Consider the following 20,089-nt stretch of genomic DNA (forward strand, 5'->3'; position numbering starts at 1 on the left):
AAATGGTGGGAATGAGTTGATGGAAATTTATGGGATTAACCAAATTCAAAATGTACATCAGGAACAATTCAATCATATGTTGGAATTGATTTCCGAAAAGGAAAAACAAAAGGTTTATAAGTATCACCACTATCAAGACGCGGTCAGATATTTGATCGGACGACTCATGATCAGATATTGCATCAAAGATAAATTGGAAATTCCAAACGGGGAAATTTCGATTGAGCGTAATCATTACGGAAAACCCTTTATAACCTCCCATCGTCAATTTCATTTTAATGTCTCACATACGGATGAGTGGGTGGTGTGTGCTACTGATTACCAAGAGATTGGGATTGATATCGAAAAGGTAAAGCCAATTAATATAAACAGCATTATGAACAGTTTTTCTGAGATAGAAAAAAGGGATTTGAATCGTATTACTGTGTCTGAGGAAAAACTAGATTACTTCTATGATCTGTGGACGTTAAAAGAGAGTTATGTGAAAGCTTTGGGGCAAGGACTGTTTCATCCGATCGATTCATTTTCAATTAGGAAAATAAATGGGAAAATTATAGGAATCGGTATTATGGAAGACTATTATTTTAAGCAGATAGATATTGCAGAGGATTATAAATTATCCGTCTGTAGTAAATCTGATCAGCTTATTAGAAATGTAAAAATGTTGAGTACTAAGCATATCTATCAGTTTTTAAGGGGTACTAAAACTCTAGTGTAGGGAGAAATCGAAAAATAATAAAAAGTGTCTGGTAACCACGGATTACAAAATTAGTGGAATCAGACACTTTTGCCTATTATTAATAAAGTGGACTATTCTGCGTGTTACAGTATTTAAATGAAAATTTAGACTGGTTCTTGTATGTAAAGGGATATGGTAGCTGACTTTTTTGGGTGTTATGATATTGTTTATTAACAAAAACATTTCTAAAACATAGTAGGCCTATTATTTCAATAAAGATGGAGGAGATGCATTTTTGCGATAGAGTAGAAATGCTCGCCTTAATAAAGTTTACATGCTGGTACTGGTACTTCAAGGAGGGCTCGTGATATTGTCTTATTTATATTTAGTAATCGCTATTATACTGGAGCTAATCGGGACTTCTTTATTAAAGGCCTCAGAGGGTTTTACCAAACTCTACCCTACAATTGGCGTCATTGTTGCCTTTATAAGTTGTTTTTTCTTTTTATCTTTATCCTTAAAAACTATCCCGTTAAATACAGCCTATGCTATATGGTCCGGATTGGGCATTATCTGTACGACAATCATTTCTGTATTAATCTGGAAAGAAAAAGTTAATGTGGCCAGTACGGTAGGGATTATTTTAATTGTTGTCGGTGTTGTTCTCCTGAATTTTTTTGGACCAGGACATGGAGAATCCGTTCAGGAAGGAAATGATACAGTTTCGATAAATGAGAGTTAAATACAGAGGGGATTGAATAGTGGTGTTAGCTGATTTCAGTAAAAAAGCAAAAAGAAGTTAAGTCATATAAACTGATTAACTTCTTTTTATTTGTTTATTATAAAAACATACTTAGATTCATAGTGGTTAATACAGCTTGATCTGGAATGATTGTCCTTTTGGCAATTTTCCATCCCGAATCTGTTTTGCGGATAAGATCATGACGTTGACCAAAGAGTTGTTCAATTTCATGATGGGAACCGCGATTACGCATAAAGTGAAAATAACTTGTTACTTTATATTCATTAGGATGGTCTGTCCCTTCGATCATTATATTTGAAATAAAATGCCGTTGTCTTGTTGCCGGATTTTCTACCCAAGCTGATTTTGTGTAGAGACGATTTACTCTAGTTACTAAGGCGGTTTTTGTTTCGTTGAAAAACTGGGTATCCTTCGCAATGTTGTTGACACCGACACCTTCAACCGTTTCCCTAAGAGGCATAAGATAATTAAGATCGTCTGTCAGCAGCTCAAGCCATTCTTTATACATCCCGTTATCTAAATAGTAAGCTTCTTGATTTAATAGATTGGTTATCTCAAGATAAAGTTCAACGTTGCTAGGTTGAGTTACCGATGTCATACGGATCCCTCCTTTATCTTTAGATCATCTGACATGTATTTATACCATTGTTCATGCATGCTTCTTGCTATCGCATCAATGTAAGTAGTAGGATAAGCTTTACCTGGGCCAGGAAAGTTTGGGTCGGGCTCAATCCGATTGAATCCCATTAAATAATTACTAATGCTGTTATAACTTAATTCTTTGTCACGTGCCATAAGCCCTTTACTTGCTTCAACAATCCGAGCCCAGTTTTCGGTATCATCCATTTCTAACGTGCCGCTCGGTCCAAATGAACCTAGATAGCCACGGTAGGCAGCTTCTTTATATTCCTCAGGTGCAGACTTATCAATCATAAACCAGCACCAAACCTCAACTTGATCAGGTCCGATCGGACGCCACATACGGAAGTTTAAGTAATTGTGCAAATGTCCTTCCGTTCCATGAAGCGGGCTGACGAAGGATAAATTTGGATAAATCCCTCCGACAAAAACCGTTACTCTTGATTGAACATCGAATTGTTCAGGTGTTAAATTCTTTTTGAACATCGGCCACATAGATTCAGGTGTACCTTGAAATGGCACACGGGCTTTCCCTGTTTTTGAAGTAATCACATTAATACCGTGCCCGTTCTCTAACACGACTTGATGACCATATCCAGCATATAATGGATCTTCTGGAGAGATTCCCATTTCAACTGTTGAACGGTGGGTGGTTTGCACATGATAGGGATCGGCTGCAAAGTTTTCCGCAGTAGCCTTCCAGTTAGCTTTAGCAACCCAACGTTGCGGGAGTCCTCTAACTTCCATACCTTCGTCACTTCGTCCCAACATTAGATCTAAATACCATTTCATTTCACCAAGATAGTCTTCTAATGACTCGGCATTTTTGTCTAGATTTCCGAAAATCATTCCTTGATAGGACTCAATCCGAGGAATTTCTCTAAGCCCCCACTGACTCTTATCCATTTCCTCACCGTACACTTTGTTGCCGGCTACAATTCCAATAAGTTCACCATCAAGGTTAAAGCTCCAACCGTGATAGGGACAAGTAAATGATTTCTTGTTGCCACGATCTGCTGTACAAAGCATTGTACCACGATGGGTGCAAGAGTTTAGGAAAGCCTTAATTTCTCCGTCACGATTTTTTAAAACCATAACAGGATCGTTAACCATCCATCTTGTCACATAGCTTCCAGATTCGTTTAACTCGGATTCATGAGCAAGAAATTGCCATGCATGCCCAAAGATTTTCTCTTGTTCGATATCAAAAATATCAGGATCTGTTAACACCCATTGTGGATATAAACCTTGATCTATTTTTTCTTTTAAAAGTTGAAACGCTTTATCATCTAATTTTTTTTGAATCATGTTGTCAGTCCTTTCCAAATAAAATTGAATAGGTGTAAAATAATGTTTCTACGTGACGATTTATGAGCAACCGTCACGTAGGAAAAGCATAGAATGCTAGTGACTATTTTTCTTTTATTAATTCAACTGTGCGGTCATAAATCTTTTGACCATCAATCCCTTTTTCTTCGATATTCTTAATCCATTGCTCTGTTACTACTTCGGAAGCATCTTTAAACTTTTGGATATCTTTATCAGTTAAGCTGATAAATTCTGTACCATTTGCTTTCGCTTCCTTTTCAGCCTCTTCTTTTTGTTTATCGAATGCTACACCAGCTTGTTCTGCAGCTGGAACGCCAATTAGTTCTTCAATCAATTTTTGATCTTCCGGTGAAATTTTATTCCAACTATCTTTATTCATTGCTACATAATACAGCGTGGTATTGAAATTACCCAATGTTACGTAATCTACTACATCGAATAGATTAAAGTCTTTAATGGCAGCAATTGGTAGAACACCTCCATCTATAACACCTTTTTGCATAGCGTCATAGATTTCTGGGGCTGGAAGAGAAACGGGTGTAGCCCCCCAAGATTTAATCATTTCTCCACCTTCAACAGAAGGAGTTCTTAGCTTTAAGCCCTTAACATCTTCAAATGATCTAACTGGTTTATCTTTAGTCACAATCATAAATGGATCTGCAGAGTGAGCCCATAGTAATTTAACATCTGAATATTCTTCTTGAATTTCTGGGAATTCATCATATAACTTTTGAGCGACAACACTTAATTCTGCACCGTTACCGTCCGTTAAGAATGGTAAGTTTAGAACAGAGTGTACAGGAAATTTACCAGCATTATATCCCTGTAACCCCCAACCAGCATCCATAATTCCCGTTGCAATGTTGTCATACGTTTCTTTAGGACCCCCTAATGCTCCTCCTGGATAAATATCAAAATTAACACGACCTTCTGTAATTTTGGCTACTTCTTCACTAAATGGTTTCATGGAATCCTTATCTTGAACATGATCTGGAGAATTCATATGCCCCATTTTAAATTGAAGAGAGTCTGAGCCTTCAGCTCCGTTGGATTCTGAGCTTGAACACGCTGTAAACACAAGAAGTGTAAAAATGGATAATAACGACAAAAGAATTTTACTAGTACTTTTTTTCATAGAATAGCCCCCTGTTTTCATATATTTACTTTATTTAATGATCTAAATCTCATAAAATATATACATAAAGTGATTAACTTTACGCTTTGATCACCTCCTAGAGAAACTAGTAAATATATGTAAAATATGGAATACATATATTTTTAATAGTGGGAATATGAACATAAAGACTCATCTGCCAAATTAATTAGGAAAGAATAGAAGAGCAGAACATACCATACCGTTTAGTATCTATACTTGTATAATTGTATTCGTTTTCATCTGCTATGTTATAATAAGAATATTCTGAATAAAATGACATTTTTCTTGTATGTGGAACTTTTATTAAAATTTTTAAAAATAATGGAGTGGTTGAAATGTCCTCTAAAGAAGCGCAACCCATATTGCAATCTGTACAAAATGGACTAAAAATATTAAATCTATTTAAAACAACAAAAAAGACGGTCATGGGTACAACCGAAATTGCTAAGAACTTGGATCTCCCCAAAAGTTCAGTTAGTCGATTATTAGAGACGCTCTGTCAAGAAGGTTATCTAGAGAAAATAGGAGTCAAATACCGTTTAGGATTTTCGTTATTAAATCTTTCAGGATTGATCAAATATCATATGGAAATACAGCGGGTAGCATTAGAACCGTTTCAAAAGCTAGTGGAGAAGTCAGGAGAAAGTGCGGTTGTCTCTGTATTAGAAGGTGCTAGAGTTATTTATATTTTGAAACAGGTTTGTAAAGAATATTTTCAAATACGTGGCGATATCGGTAAGGGAAATCCAGCTTTTTGTTCGAGTTCAGGAAAAATCTTGCTTGCCCATATTCCGGAGAAAATGGTAGATGATATTTTAAAATATGGAATGCCTAAAATGGGACCTAATAGTCTAACAGAACCTGGAATACTCAAAAGTCAATTACTTGAAATAAAGGAAAGGGGTTATAGTATCTGTATTGATGAGATGCATGATGATGTTATTAGCATTGCAGCACCTATTAGAGATTATTCAGAATCAGTTGTCTCAGCCATTACTTTAATTGGCCCAAAGCAGAGAATGATGGATAAATCTATTACGGAAATGGTAGATTTAGTAGTAAAAACTGCAGAGGAGATATCTTCTTTACTAGGATATATCAATTTCAGTACAGCTAGGTAATTTGTAGAATAGAACAAAATATTGAAAGGATGTAGGTATGGAAACGAAGGTGAAAGAGAAAAAGTCTTCATTAGGAAACGCTCTCCGACTCTTATACTTATTTAATATGGAAGAACCGGAATATACATTAAGTGAGTTAGCAGATAAAATGGGGGTTGGGTATAGTACGATTCATCGCTTAACGCGAGCATTAATGGAAGAAGGGTTTCTAGCTAGGGATTCAAAAACAAAGAAATTTCGTTTAGCTGCTTCTATTCTCGCATTCGAAAAAATGATCCATTCTTATTATGATATTTGTCAATATTCTCTTCCTGTGTTAGAAAAATTAGTTCTAAACACAGGAGAAGCGGCACATCTAGCAACAATTAATCATGACCATGTGGTTTACTTACAAAAAATAGAAAGCCCAAACTATACGTATATGTATTCGTACGAGGGAAAACAAAATCCGATTCATGCAACTACCACAGGTAGAGTTATTTTAGCTTATGGAAGTCAACCTGAGATTAATAGAGTAATCGAAGCGGGCTTGGACACATATACAAACTATACGATCACCGAACCCATTTCATTTATGGAAAACCTATCAACTATATAGAAAAGAGGTTACGCTTATGGTAAGGATGAATTTCTGGAAGGTACGTCGTCTATTGCAGCTCCAGTCTTTACACAGACTGGAAAAGTTAAATATTCAATCAGTATCGTTGGTCCAACCTCAAGAGTCAGCCCGCAAAGAGAAAAAGAACTAAGCAGATATGTAATAATGGCAACGAGATCGTTAAGTGATTTATTGAAATAGCAGGAACGGTTCCCATTTTTCCCTATATTTTTGAACGTAAAACCATCCCAGTATATAAAATAATCTAATGAAAAAACAGCTCGATGGGTAAGATCTATTTTCCCATTGAGCTGTTTTTTATTATGCTCATTTATTTTTTACTAGAGCTAATCACTTGGTTTCTACCAGCCCCAAAACCAACAATAAAGAGTACAATTGTTACACCTAACAATAGTAAAAGCGGAATTGACCTACCAGTTAGATCATATAAAAATCCGAATAGTGTCGGTCCCACTGCAGCAAGAAAATATCCGACAGATTGTGCCATTCCAGATAATTCTGCAGCTTGAGAGGCATTTTCTGTACGTAAGCTGAAAAAGGTCATGGCTAGACTAAAAGAAAGTCCGCTTCCAATTCCGAGAAGAACGACCCACAATACGATAAAATTTAGGCTTCCTAAAAGTAATCCAAGGAGCCCTATTAGTAAACTTCCGGACATCAAGGTGACCAATAGACGTTGATCGGACATACGTCCTGCTAGGATCGGCGCAATAAATGTAACAGGGAGTACAGCCAGTTGCATGATGGATAAGTACCACCCTGCCTGATCTGAACCCATACCTTGTTGTTTTAGGATTTCAGGAAGCCAAGCGATAAGTACATAAAAGATCATGGATTGAAGCCCCATAAAAAAGGTGACCTGCCAAGCCAGTGAAGATCGCCATAATTTCATTCTTCTACCTGCTGGTTTTTGGTGGAGTCTAAGTGTTTTAGTAGAACTTTTTTTAAATTGAGGTAGCCAAACCAAAATGGCCACAAAGCTCAGTATCGCCCATATTCCTAAAGCACCTTGCCAGCCTAACCCTAAGCCCATCGCAATAGGGATACTAACCCCTGATGCTATTGCACCCATTAGATTCATAGTAACTGAATAGATGCCTGTCATAAGTCCGATCTGTTGAGGATATTCCCCTTTAATCATACTAGGCAGCAACACATTACAAACGGCAATTGCCAATCCAAGGATTGTTGTGCCGATATATAAACTTGAGATACCAGATGTAGAACGAAGAATCACACCTATGGTTAACAATATAATCGCATAAAAAAGAATCTGTTCCATTCCAAATCGTTGACTTAATTTTGGAACAAACAATGAAAAAATACCGAATGAGAGTAATGGGAGCGTGGTTATCATCCCTGCTAACGTATTTGATAGATGCAGATGATCACGTATCACATCTATTAAGGGACCTACAGAAGTTAAAGGCGCTCTTAAGTTAATCGCAATAGAAATAATTCCGATCAATAGAAAAATTGAGGATGATTGATGTCGTCCTTTTGAATGGGGGTCCGTTTTTTGAAATGAATCAAGGTGATTTGGTACATTCATTTGGTTGCTTCTCCTTTATCGTTGGATAATAATTAGAATTTTTTTGCAAATCAATGATTGTCTATTAAAGTATTATATTTCTCGTGAATGATTTTGTACTCATCCAATTGAAGGTACCTTGTCTCATCCAGTTAACAAAGGAACCTAATCGTAAAAAACAATAAAAGTGAGGTTGCGATGTTTCAATTTTGACGGAGTTATGAGGTATGATTGTAATGATGAAATAATCCAATTACATACATGAGGTAAGCATTATGAAAGTTTATAAGCTAAAAAAGAAGTTTCGTGACTATAAAAGGGGAACACAGTTTTACTTAATAGCGGAGTCAGAATATATTGGAGTGAAAGAATTTGTATTGCGGACAGAAGATTTAACCGTTCGGATCTCGATCAATGAAAGGGAACTTTCTGAGCATTTTTCTTTTATACGAGAGATTTATTAAACAAAGTCTACATGTTGGAGGTGGTTAACATATGAAAGGAAAAACAGCACTAATCGCCGGTGCCAGTGGTCTAGTTGGAAATGAACTACTTCATATCCTCTTAGAGCAAGCTGAATATGAGAGAGTTCAAGCACTGGTGAGAAGACCACTTGGCAAAAAACATCCAAAATTAGTGGAAGTTATCACTGATTTTGACAAATTAGGAGAAGATCAAGAACCATTTAAAGTCGATGATGTTTTCTGCTGTTTAGGCACTACCATTAAAAAGGCAAAGACGAGGGAGGCCATGTATAAAGTAGATGTTGATTATCCCTTGAAGATCGCTAAAATGGCTCAACAAAACGGTGCCACCCATTTTTTACTCATAAGTTCGATGAATGCCCATTCAAATTCTAGAATACCGTATTCTAAGATGAAAGGAATCCTCGAGGAAAAGGTAAAAGACATCCCATTTAAGAGAATTTCTATTATTCGCCCGTCTCTTTTACTTGGAAATCGATCAGAATTTCGATTAGGAGAGTATACGGCAAGCAAAATTTTTCGAGGTCTATCGTTTTTCCTTAAAGACTCTTGGAAAAGTCACTTTGGCATTGAGGCCAAAACCGTTGCACAAGCCATGTATCACATTGCTCAGTTAGACAATCAAGGTATCACTACTTACTCTGCATCCTCTATAGAGGACATTGCAAAGAATAGGAAAATAGATAAATAGAAAAATGAAAACTCGCCTGAGTAAGGAAAGGAATTAGGTTTAAGGAGGAGACAGAAAATGGGATGGATTGCTTTTTTTTGGCTTCAAGTGCATTCATATTTGTGATGCAAGAAAGAAATGGATAAAAATAAAAAGTTAGAAAAAAGAATTGAGGAATTAGAAAAGAGAATTTTGGATCAAGACTAAATAGAATTTTCTGAACAATAAACCGCATTGACTGTACGTTAGTCAAGCTGGTTTCTTTTTTATTGCTGGCGCACTCGTAGTGGAACAGGAGAACCGTCCCTCTGTTTCTTCTAGTAATGTCAACTAGGTTGACAAATAGCGGTATTTGTTATATAATTAAACTGTTATCTTTGTATGCCTTTTTAAGAGAAATAGTAAGGAAGTTCATACACATTTGAAAAATGAAGGTGATCGAATGGCGTTAGAAGAACACGATTTGCGGCGGGAAGACACCTATGATGCCAGCCAAATACAAGTATTAGAAGGGTTAGAAGCGGTTCGTAAGCGCCCTGGTATGTATATTGGCTCAACGTCCTCTAGAGGACTTCACCATTTAGTATGGGAAATTGTTGACAACAGTGTTGATGAGGCACTGGCTGGGTATTGTGATGAAATTAATGTTGTGATTGAAGAGGATCATAGTATTACAGTTACGGATAATGGTCGTGGAATTCCAGTTGGAATGCATGAAAAGGAAGGAAGACCTGCAGTTGAAGTTATTTTAACGGTTCTTCATGCAGGAGGAAAATTTGGTGGCGGCGGTTATAAAGTGTCAGGTGGTTTGCACGGTGTAGGTGCCTCAGTCGTTAATGCCCTTTCAACCACTTTAGAAGTATATGTCCATCGAGAAGGAAATATCCACTATCAAAAATTTTCAAGAGGGGTCCCAGTAACGGATTTACAAGTTATTGATAATAAAACCGATCGTACTGGAACCATCATTCATTTTGTACCAGATCCGGAAATTTTTACCGATACGATTGAATATGACTACAATATATTAGCAGAGCGGCTTCAAGAGCTCGCTTTTTTAAACAAAGGAATTCGTATGTCGATTGAAGACAAGCGCGATGAAGGTAGAAAGCAAGAATTCCACTATGAAGGTGGCATACAGTCTTATGTTGAATATTTAAACCGAACGAAAGAGCCTCTTCATGAACCGCCTATCTATGTAGAAGGCAGTCGCAATGGGGTTATTGTTGAGGTAGCCATGCAATATAATAAGGGATATGATGGTCAACTATACTCATTCGTTAATAATATCCACACTCATGAAGGGGGAACCCATGAGTCGGGATTTAAATCTGCACTAACCAAGTTGATGAATGAATATGGGAAGAAGAGCGGATTATTAAAAGAAAATGACCCTCATTTCTCAGGTGATGATGTTCGAGAAGGATTAACAGCGATTATATCGATTAAGCATCAGAATCCTCAATTTGAGGGACAGACGAAAACGAAACTAGGAAACTCTGAAGTTAGATCTATTACCGATTCCATCCTATCTGAAAAACTTGAAACCTATCTTTTGGAAAATCCTAGTATTGCAAAGGAAATTGTTAATAAAAGCTTAACCGCAACAAGAGCACGTTTAGCAGCAAAAAAAGCACGTGAACTGACAAGAAGAAAAAATGCATTAGAAATTTCTACTTTACCAGGAAAGTTAGCGGATTGTACTTCAAAAGACCCGGAAATCTCTGAGCTCTTTATCGTAGAGGGGAACTCTGCGGGAGGATCTGCAAAACAAGGGCGTGACCGACATTTTCAGGCGATTTTGCCACTAAGAGGGAAAATTCTTAACGTTGAAAAGGTCCAGGTCGACCGAGCGCTTCATAATGCAGAAATTGGAACGATCATCAAGGCATTTGGGACTGGAATTGGAGAAGAGTTTAATATTGAGAAGGCAAGATACCATAAAATTGTCATTATGACCGATGCGGATGTAGACGGAGCTCATATTCGGACACTTATGCTGACTTTCTTTTATCGATTTATGCCTGAAGCCATTGAAAAGGGATATATTTATTGTGCTCAACCACCATTATATAAGGTGCAGCAAGGGAAAAATATCCAATACGCTTATAATGATACCCAATTAGAGAGAATCAAGGCTTCATTACCAGCTTCTCCAAAACCAAATATTCAGCGTTATAAAGGTCTTGGTGAAATGAATCCTAAGCAATTATGGGAGACAACGATGAACCCAGAAACAAGAACGCTCCTACAGGTTACCATTGATGATGCAAGAGTCGCTGAAGAAACAGTCGTCATGTTAATGGGGGAAAAAGTAGCACCACGTCGTCAGTTTATTGAGGAAAATGCTTTATATGTTCAAAATCTAGATGTATAGAGCAACAGAGGGAGGGACAAGGACCTGTCCCTCTGTCCCGATTATTCGTTTACTAATCCCCAATCTAATGAGAGAATCTCTTTGAGAAGAGAATAGTGTTCATTCCCGATTTTTTCTCGTATTTGTTTTTCCAAATCTGCTTTTAAGTCTTCATTTTTTTCATAACATTCTTCACCTAATGGGGTTAAGCGCAAACATTTTTCTTTCTTATTTGATTCTACATTCTGAACCTCAATAAGCCCTTTTGCTTCAAGGCTTTTAATAAATTTATGTGTGGCTTGCCGGGATATATCTACATGTTTCGATACATATGCGATTGTCGGTTTCTGCTTATACGTTCTCGCCATAATAAACCATTCAGAATTAGAAATATAAATATCGCTATGATCATTCCATAATTTTTCCGTTAAGCTTCTAAGTCGATAATGACGTTCACTTAAAAGATCGACTAAATCTAAATCCTGATATTTAGAGTTCAAACGACTCACTTCTTTCGCTTTTTTTAAAATGATATAATAAAGAAAGTTGAAATGTCAATTAAGTTGACAAAAGTTAAGGGGTTGACCTATAATTAAAATTAGAATGATAATTCAAACATATAGGGAGACATGCAATGTTTAATATTGGAGATACGATTATCTATTCGGAACATGGTTTATGTGAAATTGATGATATCTGTGATCAAACGATAGCAGGTATTACGAGGACTTATTATATATTACATCCTCTTGCTGATACAAATTTAAAAATCAGCACCCCAGTTGATAACGATAAAGTGCTGATGCTTAGAACCATGAATGGGGAAGAAGCAGAAATGGTTTTACAGACGTTTAATCAGCCTGGGATAGAATGGATAGAAGATTCTAGACAACGAAATAAAGAATACGCAGACCTCGTTCACAGTGGAGATCGTAATGAAATCGCTAAAATTGTAAACACCTTGATTCGAAAAAATGCTGAATTAAAGATGGGTGGAAAGAGAATCTATGACCAAGATCGAAAACTACTTCAAACCACTCAAAATATATTATTTAATGAACTAGCACTATCCCTAGATACCTCTTACGAAGAGATCGAACAACGAGTGAATGAAATGTTACAGGTAAAATAAAACAGGTGCCAGGCATCTTCCAATTTAAGGAAGGTGCCTGGCACCCTTTTTTATAGATTATATTGCATTTTTTGTATTAATGGTAAAGTCTTGACCTTCTTTACGCTTTCTAGCATATTCTGCTGTTGCTGTGAACAGTACGTCAGAAGATGAGTTAAGTGCTGTTTCAAAAGAATCTTGAAGGACTCCGATGATGAATCCAACCCCTACGACTTGCATCGCAATATCATTTGAAATTCCAAATAAGCTACAAGCAAGTGGAATTAATAATAACGATCCGCCTGAAACGCCAGAAGCCCCAGCTGCAGATACAGCAGATAAGACTGAAAGGATAAGAGCAGTAGCAAAATCAACTTCAATTCCAAGCGTATTAACGGCTGCAAGAGTTAAGATAGAAATGGTAACGGCTGCTCCTGCCATATTGACTGTTCCGCCTAAAGGAATGGACACAGAATACGTATTTTTATCTAACCCTAATTCTTCACATAAACGCATATTAACAGGAATATTTGCTGCCGAACTACGTGTAAAGAACGCGGTTAAACCACTAACTCTTAACGTCTTAAAAACAAGTGGATATGGGTTTTTACGAATATAAAGATAGACAATTAATGGATTTATGACTAATGCAATAAAGAAGAAACATCCAAGTAAAAGCAAGAGTAATGTTCCATAGTCAAGTAAGGCGGAAAGCCCGCTTGTTGAGATCGCATCAAAAACAAGTCCCATGATACCAATTGGTGCAAAACTAATAACCCATTTTACGATTTCTGTAATCGCATCTGAAAAATTGGAAATCAGATCTTTTGTTGAATCTGCTGCCTTTTTTAACGCAACACCAAGAACTAATGCCCACGCTAAGATTCCAATATAATTTGCGTTGATGAGAGCGTCGACTGGATTGGCAACCAGATTAAAAAGAATCGTTTGAAGTACCTCTACAATTCCACTTGGTGGAGCTACATCCTCCGCCCCTGTTGTAAGAGTGAGTGTAATTGGAAAAATAAAGCTGGCAATTACGGCTATGAGCCCCGCAGAAAAAGTAGCGATTGCATATAAGATGACAATGGTTTTTATATTTGTCTTTTTCCCACTTTTATGTTTAGCGATCGCACTCATAACTAAGAATAAAACTAGTAATGGGGCTACAGCCTTTAAGGCCCCAACAAATAACGAACCAAAAATGGATATCCACGCTGCTGAGTCTGGAATGGTTACAGCTAATAAAATACCAATAATAAGACCAACAAGAATTCGTTTGACCAGACTAATTTGGTTCCATTTGAGTAATAAGCTTTTCATGATTATATTTCCCCCTGATTTTTCTTATGAAGTTTATCTAGAATGTACAATTGTTTTACTCCAATGGACTTTTGTAGAAATAGTTTATCATGAATCTCTCTGTTATGGAACAATTATTATCGTGATATATAAAATTGCGATAATTCAAATAATTAAACAAAACACCCCTGCTCAAACCGAGTCAGGGGTTCATTTTATAACGATTATCTTGTTTTAACGAAAAACTGTGTTAAAGGTTAATGTTGATTTTTTCTACTATTTATTGGTTTTGAAATGGAAGTGAAAAGCCAAGTTTAATAGAGCCTAACGCAAAAAGGAGAGTCCCTTGTTTGCAAAGTTGTTAATAATTACTGCCATCTCTTGTGGAGATTTATCCATTCCTTGATCAAGCCAGCTTCTGATCACCTGTATACTTCCACTCACAACAAAGATACTAATATATTGAAAGATTTCCTCATCGTTATGGGTGAGGGACATCCATTTTTTAAAGGTGATTTCATGGACAATGTGCATGACTCTTTTTTGAAAAGTAGAATCCCCGTGCTGATAGCTATGGTCAATTGCATTCCGGTATAGTTGAATTGTCAGAGGGTACAGGTCAGTTGAAAACGGGTGTATTAGAGCTTCATGACGGAACAGATACCTTGTATAGCTCAACGAATAATTTACCTGCTCAAATGCAAGAGGAAATCGATAAACTCATAAGTGAATTTGATAAATCCGAATTTAAACCTGTTTCATTTGTTTCCCCAAAAAATAACGAAGTGATCAATTCTGTTCAATTTGTGATGAAAACAGCAGAGATCACGTTAAAGGAAAAAGGAGAAACTGAAACAAAAGTAGAAGAGAAAGAAAAGGGTTTTTGGGATCGTTTGATGGATTTATTTTCATAAAAGTTTGGGCGGGGTGTTGCCCGAGCCTTTTGATGTCCGATTCTCCTTCAGTCTTGGTAATAATGGAGAGAGTTTGAGTAGGTAGGTGATGTGCAATGTTTTTAAAGAGAATACAACTAAAACATGATCGAATTCCATCTTTTCAACAATATCCATTTTCCATTCCTAGTATCAAAAATCTTCATGAATTAAATCTTACAAATAAGGTAACCTTTTTTGTAGGGGAAAATGGAACGGGGAAATCCACTCTGTTAGAAGCCATCGCAGCCCAGTGTGGATTTAATACAGCAGGTGGTGGGCGAAATAACTATTATGATACACCAGCTTCTCAATCAGATCTTGGTGAATATATCCGTTTATCATGGATGCCAAAGATTTCAAATGGTTTTTTTATGAGAGCGGAGTCTTTTCATCAATTTGCCTCACATGTTGATGAAGTGGATGCCACTGGGGCTTATGGTGGTCGCTCCTTGCATGAGCAATCTCATGGTGAATCCTTTTTATCCCTTTTTTTAAATCGGTTTAATGGACGAGCTCTATACTTGCTAGATGAACCAGAGGCCGCATTATCACCACAGCGACAGTTAACTTTTATGAGAATCATTCATGATTTAGTAACAGAGGAAGACTGTCAATTTATATTGGCGACCCACTCGCCCATTCTCCTCGGATATCCAGGAGCTACGATCTTGAGTTTTGATGGTGGTGTGATTCAGGAAATTGATTATGAAAGGACGGACCATTATCAAATCACGAAATATTTTTTACAAAACCGTGAACGGTTTTTGAGAGAGCTTTTAGAGGATGAATAGGTTTTTCAACCTTGATGGATTTAACTTTCCTTTTTTAATAAAAAGTTTCCAATGATTTTACCAGCTTCTTATTATACAATGTTCATTAAGTGAAAAATTGTTTTTCGCTGTAATTTCGGTAGAGGTGATTAAATGTTAACAGTGTTAGATGCAAAAGTTGAAAATCCAGATGTGGAGAAACGTACATACCAGCTTGTCCTCAACTTTGGACATCATCAATCCAATGTACGTTTATTCTGTAAAGAAGAAAATAATAAAACAAAAGTAATGCTTGTCGCTGTTATGGAAGGTCGCTGCCCATGCTGTGGCAAACCAAACTGCCCAAGCTTGTCGCAACGAGGAGATGAACTTCTAGCACAAGTATGCGAACTTGATGCATTCAAGGCGAAAGCTTCTGCTGGAGAGTCTTTGGTATTTTAAAATAAAACCATTCGGGCACTGATCCTCAGTGCCCTTTTGCATGGAAATAAGTTTTATAAAGCGAGATATTTAGTAAGAAAAGGATCCTCCATGATGCGCATGCTGAGCAGCCATTGCTTCAGCTTTCGTTTCATGCACGGTACCAAAGGGGTGTTCTGGTGGTGCATAAATCGAATAAAGTTTAAGTGGAACATTACCAGTATTCGTTAAATTATGCCATTTACCAGCAGGAATTATGATGGCATAGTCGTCAAAAACCTCTCTTTGAAAACTCAATTGATCTTCACGATCTCCCATTTGGACGATCCCTTGTCCTTGTTCAATTCTTAAAAATTGATCTACATCTGGATGCATTTCTAATCCAATATCTTCTCCTACTTTTAGTCTCATTAATGTAACTTGGAAATGCCTCCCAGTCCATAGTGCCCTACGAAAGGCGTTGTTTAGCTTCGTCGCTTCCTCAATATTCACTACAAATGGTTGCATCCCATAATCTGAAGTTTCTTCATTTCGACTTAATCGTAAATTTTCTAATTCTTGAACATGCTTGGCCTCATCATTGAAATTTAGCAAAAAGAGATCTCGAATCGGTGAGGGCTGTGTAAATAAATAATCATTCCGATATTCTTCATAGTGATTACATTTCAATTCAAAAGCCCTTTGGATCCCTTCTAGAAATGTAGTGAAAGGGACCTCTTCAACTTCGTAATATGGATGGCTTCCAGTGATTCCGATATATTGGTTTGTTAACTGTTGCAAATGCTCTTGTTCATCTTTTAATACTTCCAATAAACGATTTCTTTGAGCTTGATTTGGAGCCAGCTCAACTAAAGTACTAAACAATCTAATAGCACCAGCCTCACCCTTGATTCTTTCAAGTAACGTGTCAGGCATCGTTCCTGCATTTGATCGATAAAAAGATGGTGTGTGAGCATAATAAAAATATGGATAACTAGGTAAGTGATTCATTTTCTCAATCCTTTCCTTTTCGTCAGAGTCATCCTATGCCAAAAGATAGGGGGTTGTTCCCTATTTTAGTGAGAAATAAACGTATTGTTTTTCTCTATTGAATCTTTTTCAAAGTGACAGAAAATAATAAATCTGATAACAAAAATTTTGAGTATAGGAGAAAGAATATGCAATCAAAACGTAAAGGATTGACAGCGTGGCAATTAGCGCTGATGGCGTTAGGGAGTGTCGTCGGAGGTTCTTTTTTTCTGGGCTCGTCAGTAGCTATTCATGCCGCTGGACCTTCCATCGTCATCTCTTATATTTTGGCAGGCGTGCTCGTCTTTTTTACCTTATACGCTCTTTCGGAAATGACAGTTGCTAACCCATCATCGGGATCTTTTAGTACCTTTGCGACCCAGGAATTGGGTCCTGGAGCAGGTTTTGTTGTAGGGTGGCTGTACTGGACAGGACTTGTACTATCTATGTCAAGTGAAGCAACTGCCATTCCTATCCTCCTAAAAGGATGGTTTCCTAATCTTTCAATCCCTATTGTGGGGACTACGATCATCGTAGCGGTAACCCTAGTAAATTTACTGGGAGTCGATAAGTTAGGGACATTACAAAGTTGGCTTTCTGGAGTAAAAATCTTGGCGATTATTTTCTTCATTATTACGGCATTGGTTTTAATTTTCGGTTTACTTCCAGACGCAAGACCCGTTGGACTAGGAGAACTAGCCAATGAACCTTTTATGCCTCAAGGGTTTAGTGGGTTAGCAGGAAGTATGTTACTCATTGTTTTTGCCTATGCCGGTTTTGAAATCATTGGATTGGCTGCATCCGAAGCAGAAAATCCAAAAGAAACGATACCAAAAGCGATCCGTTATACCGTTTTTTCTCTCGTTGGATTGTATGTGGTATATGCAGTAGTCTTATTGCCTTTAATTCCCACTGCATCGCTAAATGAAAATATCAGTCCGATGGTCGCCTCACTTGAGAGATGGGGAATTGGCTGGGCTGGAGAGGCTCTAAATATGGTTCTTATCTTAGCTATTTTATCAGCGATGTTGGCCTCCCTTTTTGGATTAGGAAGAATGCTTCGATCGCTCACAGATGAGGGATATGCGCCGAGGTGGTTGAAGGATACAAGAGATGTACCATATCGGGGGATTTTGTTTTCAGGATTGGCTACCCTTGCCGGACTGGGGTTTGGGTTATTTTTTCCAAGGGTTTACCTCGTGTTAGTCGCAACCGGTGGGTTTTCACTAATCTTTACCTATGTCATTATTATGGCTTCTCATATACGATTTCGGCAAAGAAAAGGCTGTCCACCAGATGGTAAATGTCAAATGCCTGGCTTCCCATACACCTCTTGGATTACGTTAATCAGCATGATTATCGTTTTATTATGTATGCCTTTTATCCCAGGACAAAGTGTAGGATTAATAGCAGGACTCGTAATGATCGCTTTCTTTTGCCTAATTTATTTAGCTATGCATTACCGTATTAAATCTAGAATGCCAGCAGGTGCTAGGAAAAGAACAAGTTTAGATCCTGCCTTTCAAACAGAGTTTGCTAAAGAATCGAATGATGATAAAGATGAATAAGAATAACTGTAAGAGCCTCTCCATTGGAAAGGCTCTTTTTCAGTTTCTGTATTTCTGATGTTTTAGTTGCAATTAATTGTCGAAACATTATAATAAAGGTAAGTTCGTGGAAGGTACTTCTCAAACGATATTATCCTAATTGGAGGTTTCGACATTGAAAAAACATTCTATTGAAGCTATTCCGCTGATTAAAGATTTTTGTGATTGGTTACATGAACAGAAAAAATCCCCGAATACGATTAAAACGTATAGACGAGAATTGGAAAAATATCATGAGTGGCTTCAAGGGAGAGGGACAGGGATAAACTTGTTAAAAAAAGTTGACATCCAATCCTATATTGATTATTTAGAGGATCAGCAAAAAAGTATAACAACGATTGACAAAACCGTTGGTGTCATTAGGACTTTTGCTAAATACTTAGGGAAGCCCGAGCTAACATTTGGGTTAGACCTGCAGCCTGTTGAAAAAAATAATCATATTGAGACATTATCAGCTATGGAATACTCTCAATTATTGAAAGAGGTTAAAGAAGACGGCAATCCTCGCAATATTGCGATTGTCTACGTCCTCCTTCATACAGGTATCCGAGTATCTGAACTTTGTCATTTGGATCGATCCCATATTGATTTTGAAAATCATGAATTAACCGTTGAGAAAGGTGAAGATACTAGAGTGATCCCTCTTTCCAAAGATGTGAGAGAATATTTACAAACATACCTGGATTCACATCCACATGAAGCGGTATTTGTATCCAGCCAAACCGGAGAACGATTAACGGAACGAGCCGTGCAATACATGGTGAAAAAATATAAAGTTACCCCACAAAAATTACGTCATACCTTCTGTCAAAGATTAATTGATAATGGAGTCGATGTAGAAACGGTCGCACGTTTAGCGGGTCATAAAGATGTCAATGTAACGAAAAGGTATGTAAAGGCACAAATGAATAACCAAAAAGTACAAGATGCTATTAACCATGCCTTTAATAATGATATGATTGGGTAAAGTGAGTCAGAGTCCGTGACCGGTCGATATTTGGATATGAATGGAAAAAGGTTTTGTCTAGAGTCTTGATAAAGGCTTTAAACGGACAAGAATAGAAGATAAAGCAGTAACCGAGTCCGATAGAACCGCTCAAACGGACAAGAATAAGAGATGAAGCAGTAATCGAGTCCGATAGAGCGGCTCAAACGGACAAGAATAAGAGATGAAGCAGTAATCGAGTCCGATAGAGCGGTTCAAACGGACAAGAATAAAAGATGAAGCAGTAACTGAGTCCGATAGAACGGCTCAAACGGACAAGAATAAGGGAAAAGGCGGTAATCAAGTCCGATAGAGCGGTTCAAACGGACAGGAAAGAAAGATAAAGCAGTAACCGAGTCCGAAAGAACGGCTCAAACGGACAAAAATAAGAGATGAAGCAGTAATTGAGTCCGATAGAGCCGTTTAAACGGACAAAAATAAGAGATGAAGCAGTAATTGAGTCCGATAGAGCGGTTCAAACGGACAGGATAGAAAGATAAAGCAGTAATCGAGTCCGATAGAGCGGTTCAAACGGACAAGAATAAGAGATGAAGCAGTAATCGAGTCCGATAGAGCGGCACAAACGGACAAGAATAAAAGATG

At 37.4% G+C, this 20,089-nt stretch carries 20 protein-coding genes and 1 pseudogene; 13 read left to right on the forward strand and 8 right to left on the reverse strand.

Annotation, left to right across the window (positions count from 1 at the left end):
- Positions 1-19 precede the first annotated feature (19 nt).
- Positions 20-718 (forward strand): 4'-phosphopantetheinyl transferase family protein, encoded by a 699-nt coding sequence (locus Q5760_RS03605; RefSeq protein WP_428912486.1) that lies wholly within the window; start codon positions 20-22, stop codon positions 716-718.
- A gap of 331 nt (positions 719-1,049) precedes the next feature.
- Complete coding sequence (locus tag Q5760_RS03610) at positions 1,050-1,421, forward strand: DMT family transporter (RefSeq protein WP_428910884.1); 372 nt, start codon at positions 1,050-1,052, stop codon at positions 1,419-1,421.
- A 97-nt stretch (positions 1,422-1,518) separates the two neighbouring features.
- On the opposite strand, the gene Q5760_RS03615 is transcribed toward Q5760_RS03610, so the two are convergent.
- The 3 genes from Q5760_RS03615 to Q5760_RS03625 form a co-directional block, all read right to left on the reverse strand.
- Positions 1,519-2,040 (reverse strand): aromatic-ring-hydroxylating dioxygenase subunit beta, encoded by a 522-nt coding sequence (locus tag Q5760_RS03615; RefSeq protein WP_428910885.1) that lies wholly within the window; start codon positions 2,038-2,040, stop codon positions 1,519-1,521.
- Positions 2,037-3,389, reverse strand: coding sequence for an aromatic ring-hydroxylating oxygenase subunit alpha (locus Q5760_RS03620; protein ID WP_428910886.1), 1,353 nt, complete (start codon positions 3,387-3,389; stop codon positions 2,037-2,039). Before Q5760_RS03620 ends, Q5760_RS03615 begins: the two co-directional genes overlap by 4 nt.
- A 103-nt stretch (positions 3,390-3,492) precedes the next feature.
- A complete protein-coding gene (locus tag Q5760_RS03625; RefSeq protein ID WP_428910887.1) occupies positions 3,493-4,545 on the reverse strand; it encodes a TRAP transporter substrate-binding protein in 1,053 nt (350 codons plus the stop codon).
- Positions 4,546-4,928: 383 nt separating this feature from the next.
- On the opposite strand from Q5760_RS03625, the gene Q5760_RS03630 reads away from it, so the two are divergent.
- The gene (locus tag Q5760_RS03630) at positions 4,929-5,687 is read left to right on the forward strand and encodes an IclR family transcriptional regulator (protein ID WP_428910888.1); all 759 of its coding nucleotides are present in this window, start codon (positions 4,929-4,931) and stop codon (positions 5,685-5,687) included.
- Positions 5,688-5,724: 37 nt separating this feature from the next.
- A pseudogene (locus tag Q5760_RS03635) lies at positions 5,725-6,486 on the forward strand (IclR family transcriptional regulator).
- Between the two features lie 130 nt (positions 6,487-6,616).
- On the opposite strand, the gene Q5760_RS03640 reads toward Q5760_RS03635, so the two are convergent.
- Positions 6,617-7,858, reverse strand: coding sequence for a CynX/NimT family MFS transporter (locus Q5760_RS03640; RefSeq protein ID WP_428910889.1), 1,242 nt, complete (start codon positions 7,856-7,858; stop codon positions 6,617-6,619).
- Between the two features lie 254 nt (positions 7,859-8,112).
- Between Q5760_RS03640 and Q5760_RS03645 the strand changes: the two genes are divergently transcribed.
- The 3 genes from Q5760_RS03645 to gyrB all read left to right on the forward strand — a co-directional run bounded on the left by Q5760_RS03645 (position 8,113) and on the right by gyrB (position 11,369).
- Positions 8,113-8,301: a hypothetical protein gene (locus Q5760_RS03645; protein ID WP_428910890.1), complete on the forward strand. Its 189-nt coding sequence runs from the start codon at positions 8,113-8,115 to the stop codon at positions 8,299-8,301.
- Between the two features lie 31 nt (positions 8,302-8,332).
- Positions 8,333-9,013, forward strand: a complete 681-nt coding sequence (locus Q5760_RS03650; RefSeq protein ID WP_428910891.1) for an oxidoreductase — start codon at positions 8,333-8,335, stop codon at positions 9,011-9,013.
- A gap of 421 nt (positions 9,014-9,434) precedes the next feature.
- On the forward strand, positions 9,435-11,369 hold the full coding sequence (gyrB, locus tag Q5760_RS03655) for a DNA topoisomerase (ATP-hydrolyzing) subunit B (RefSeq protein WP_428912487.1): 1,935 nt from the start codon (positions 9,435-9,437) through the stop codon (positions 11,367-11,369).
- A 41-nt stretch (positions 11,370-11,410) separates the two neighbouring features.
- Here the strand turns inward: gyrB and Q5760_RS03660 are convergent, their stop codons facing one another.
- The gene (locus tag Q5760_RS03660) at positions 11,411-11,848 is read right to left on the reverse strand and encodes a MarR family winged helix-turn-helix transcriptional regulator (RefSeq protein ID WP_428910892.1); all 438 of its coding nucleotides are present in this window, start codon (positions 11,846-11,848) and stop codon (positions 11,411-11,413) included.
- A gap of 134 nt (positions 11,849-11,982) precedes the next feature.
- Here Q5760_RS03660 and Q5760_RS03665 point away from each other — a divergent pair, with 134 nt between their 5' ends.
- Complete coding sequence (locus Q5760_RS03665; protein WP_428910893.1) at positions 11,983-12,480, forward strand: CarD family transcriptional regulator; 498 nt, start codon at positions 11,983-11,985, stop codon at positions 12,478-12,480.
- Between the two features lie 57 nt (positions 12,481-12,537).
- On the opposite strand, the gene sstT is transcribed toward Q5760_RS03665, so the two are convergent.
- Both sstT and Q5760_RS03675 read right to left on the reverse strand, forming a co-directional pair.
- On the reverse strand, positions 12,538-13,782 hold the full coding sequence (gene sstT / locus Q5760_RS03670) for a serine/threonine transporter SstT (protein ID WP_428910894.1): 1,245 nt from the start codon (positions 13,780-13,782) through the stop codon (positions 12,538-12,540).
- Between the two features lie 303 nt (positions 13,783-14,085).
- The gene (locus Q5760_RS03675) at positions 14,086-14,295 is read right to left on the reverse strand and encodes a TetR-like C-terminal domain-containing protein (RefSeq protein ID WP_428910895.1); all 210 of its coding nucleotides are present in this window, start codon (positions 14,293-14,295) and stop codon (positions 14,086-14,088) included.
- Between the two features lie 47 nt (positions 14,296-14,342).
- Here Q5760_RS03675 and Q5760_RS03680 point away from each other — a divergent pair, with 47 nt between their 5' ends.
- The 3 genes from Q5760_RS03680 (at position 14,343) to Q5760_RS03690 (ending at position 15,907) form a co-directional block, all read left to right on the forward strand.
- On the forward strand, positions 14,343-14,675 hold the full coding sequence (locus Q5760_RS03680) for a hypothetical protein (protein WP_428910896.1): 333 nt from the start codon (positions 14,343-14,345) through the stop codon (positions 14,673-14,675).
- Positions 14,676-14,770: 95 nt separating this feature from the next.
- A complete protein-coding gene (locus tag Q5760_RS03685; RefSeq protein WP_428910897.1) occupies positions 14,771-15,487 on the forward strand; it encodes an AAA family ATPase in 717 nt (238 codons plus the stop codon).
- A 132-nt stretch (positions 15,488-15,619) separates the two neighbouring features.
- Complete coding sequence (locus tag Q5760_RS03690) at positions 15,620-15,907, forward strand: hypothetical protein (protein WP_428910898.1); 288 nt, start codon at positions 15,620-15,622, stop codon at positions 15,905-15,907.
- Between the two features lie 69 nt (positions 15,908-15,976).
- Here Q5760_RS03690 and Q5760_RS03695 read toward each other — a convergent pair whose 3' ends face one another.
- Positions 15,977-16,876: a cupin domain-containing protein gene (locus Q5760_RS03695; protein ID WP_428910899.1), complete on the reverse strand. Its 900-nt coding sequence runs from the start codon at positions 16,874-16,876 to the stop codon at positions 15,977-15,979.
- Positions 16,877-17,043: 167 nt separating this feature from the next.
- Between Q5760_RS03695 and Q5760_RS03700 the strand changes: the two genes are divergently transcribed.
- Together Q5760_RS03700 and Q5760_RS03705 are read left to right on the forward strand one after the other, a co-directional pair.
- The gene (locus Q5760_RS03700) at positions 17,044-18,462 is read left to right on the forward strand and encodes an amino acid permease (protein ID WP_428910900.1); all 1,419 of its coding nucleotides are present in this window, start codon (positions 17,044-17,046) and stop codon (positions 18,460-18,462) included.
- Positions 18,463-18,616: 154 nt separating this feature from the next.
- Positions 18,617-19,468 (forward strand): tyrosine-type recombinase/integrase, encoded by an 852-nt coding sequence (locus Q5760_RS03705; protein ID WP_428910901.1) that lies wholly within the window; start codon positions 18,617-18,619, stop codon positions 19,466-19,468.
- Positions 19,469-20,089 lie beyond the last annotated feature (621 nt).

The organism is Niallia sp. Kr1 (genome assembly GCF_050389805.1).
Lineage (GTDB): Bacteria > Bacillota > Bacilli > Bacillales > Cytobacillaceae > Bacillus_BD.

Coding starts and splice junctions, on each gene's coding strand:
- Q5760_RS03615 (WP_428910885.1), bottom strand. CDS start 2,040: ATGACATCGGTAACTCAACCTAGCAACGTTGAACTTTATCTTGAGATA.
- Q5760_RS03695 (WP_428910899.1), bottom strand. CDS start 16,876: ATGAATCACTTACCTAGTTATCCATATTTTTATTATGCTCACACACCA.
- gyrB (WP_428912487.1), top strand. CDS start 9,435: ATGGCGTTAGAAGAACACGATTTGCGGCGGGAAGACACCTATGATGCC.
- Q5760_RS03685 (WP_428910897.1), top strand. CDS start 14,771: ATGTTTTTAAAGAGAATACAACTAAAACATGATCGAATTCCATCTTTT.
- Q5760_RS03605 (WP_428912486.1), top strand. CDS start 20: ATGGAAATTTATGGGATTAACCAAATTCAAAATGTACATCAGGAACAA.
- Q5760_RS03620 (WP_428910886.1), bottom strand. CDS start 3,389: ATGATTCAAAAAAAATTAGATGATAAAGCGTTTCAACTTTTAAAAGAA.
- Q5760_RS03700 (WP_428910900.1), top strand. CDS start 17,044: ATGCAATCAAAACGTAAAGGATTGACAGCGTGGCAATTAGCGCTGATG.
- Q5760_RS03665 (WP_428910893.1), top strand. CDS start 11,983: ATGTTTAATATTGGAGATACGATTATCTATTCGGAACATGGTTTATGT.
- sstT (WP_428910894.1), bottom strand. CDS start 13,782: ATGAAAAGCTTATTACTCAAATGGAACCAAATTAGTCTGGTCAAACGA.
- Q5760_RS03625 (WP_428910887.1), bottom strand. CDS start 4,545: ATGAAAAAAAGTACTAGTAAAATTCTTTTGTCGTTATTATCCATTTTT.
- Q5760_RS03675 (WP_428910895.1), bottom strand. CDS start 14,295: ATGCACATTGTCCATGAAATCACCTTTAAAAAATGGATGTCCCTCACC.
- Q5760_RS03645 (WP_428910890.1), top strand. CDS start 8,113: ATGAAAGTTTATAAGCTAAAAAAGAAGTTTCGTGACTATAAAAGGGGA.
- Q5760_RS03690 (WP_428910898.1), top strand. CDS start 15,620: ATGTTAACAGTGTTAGATGCAAAAGTTGAAAATCCAGATGTGGAGAAA.
- Q5760_RS03640 (WP_428910889.1), bottom strand. CDS start 7,858: ATGAATGTACCAAATCACCTTGATTCATTTCAAAAAACGGACCCCCAT.
- Q5760_RS03650 (WP_428910891.1), top strand. CDS start 8,333: ATGAAAGGAAAAACAGCACTAATCGCCGGTGCCAGTGGTCTAGTTGGA.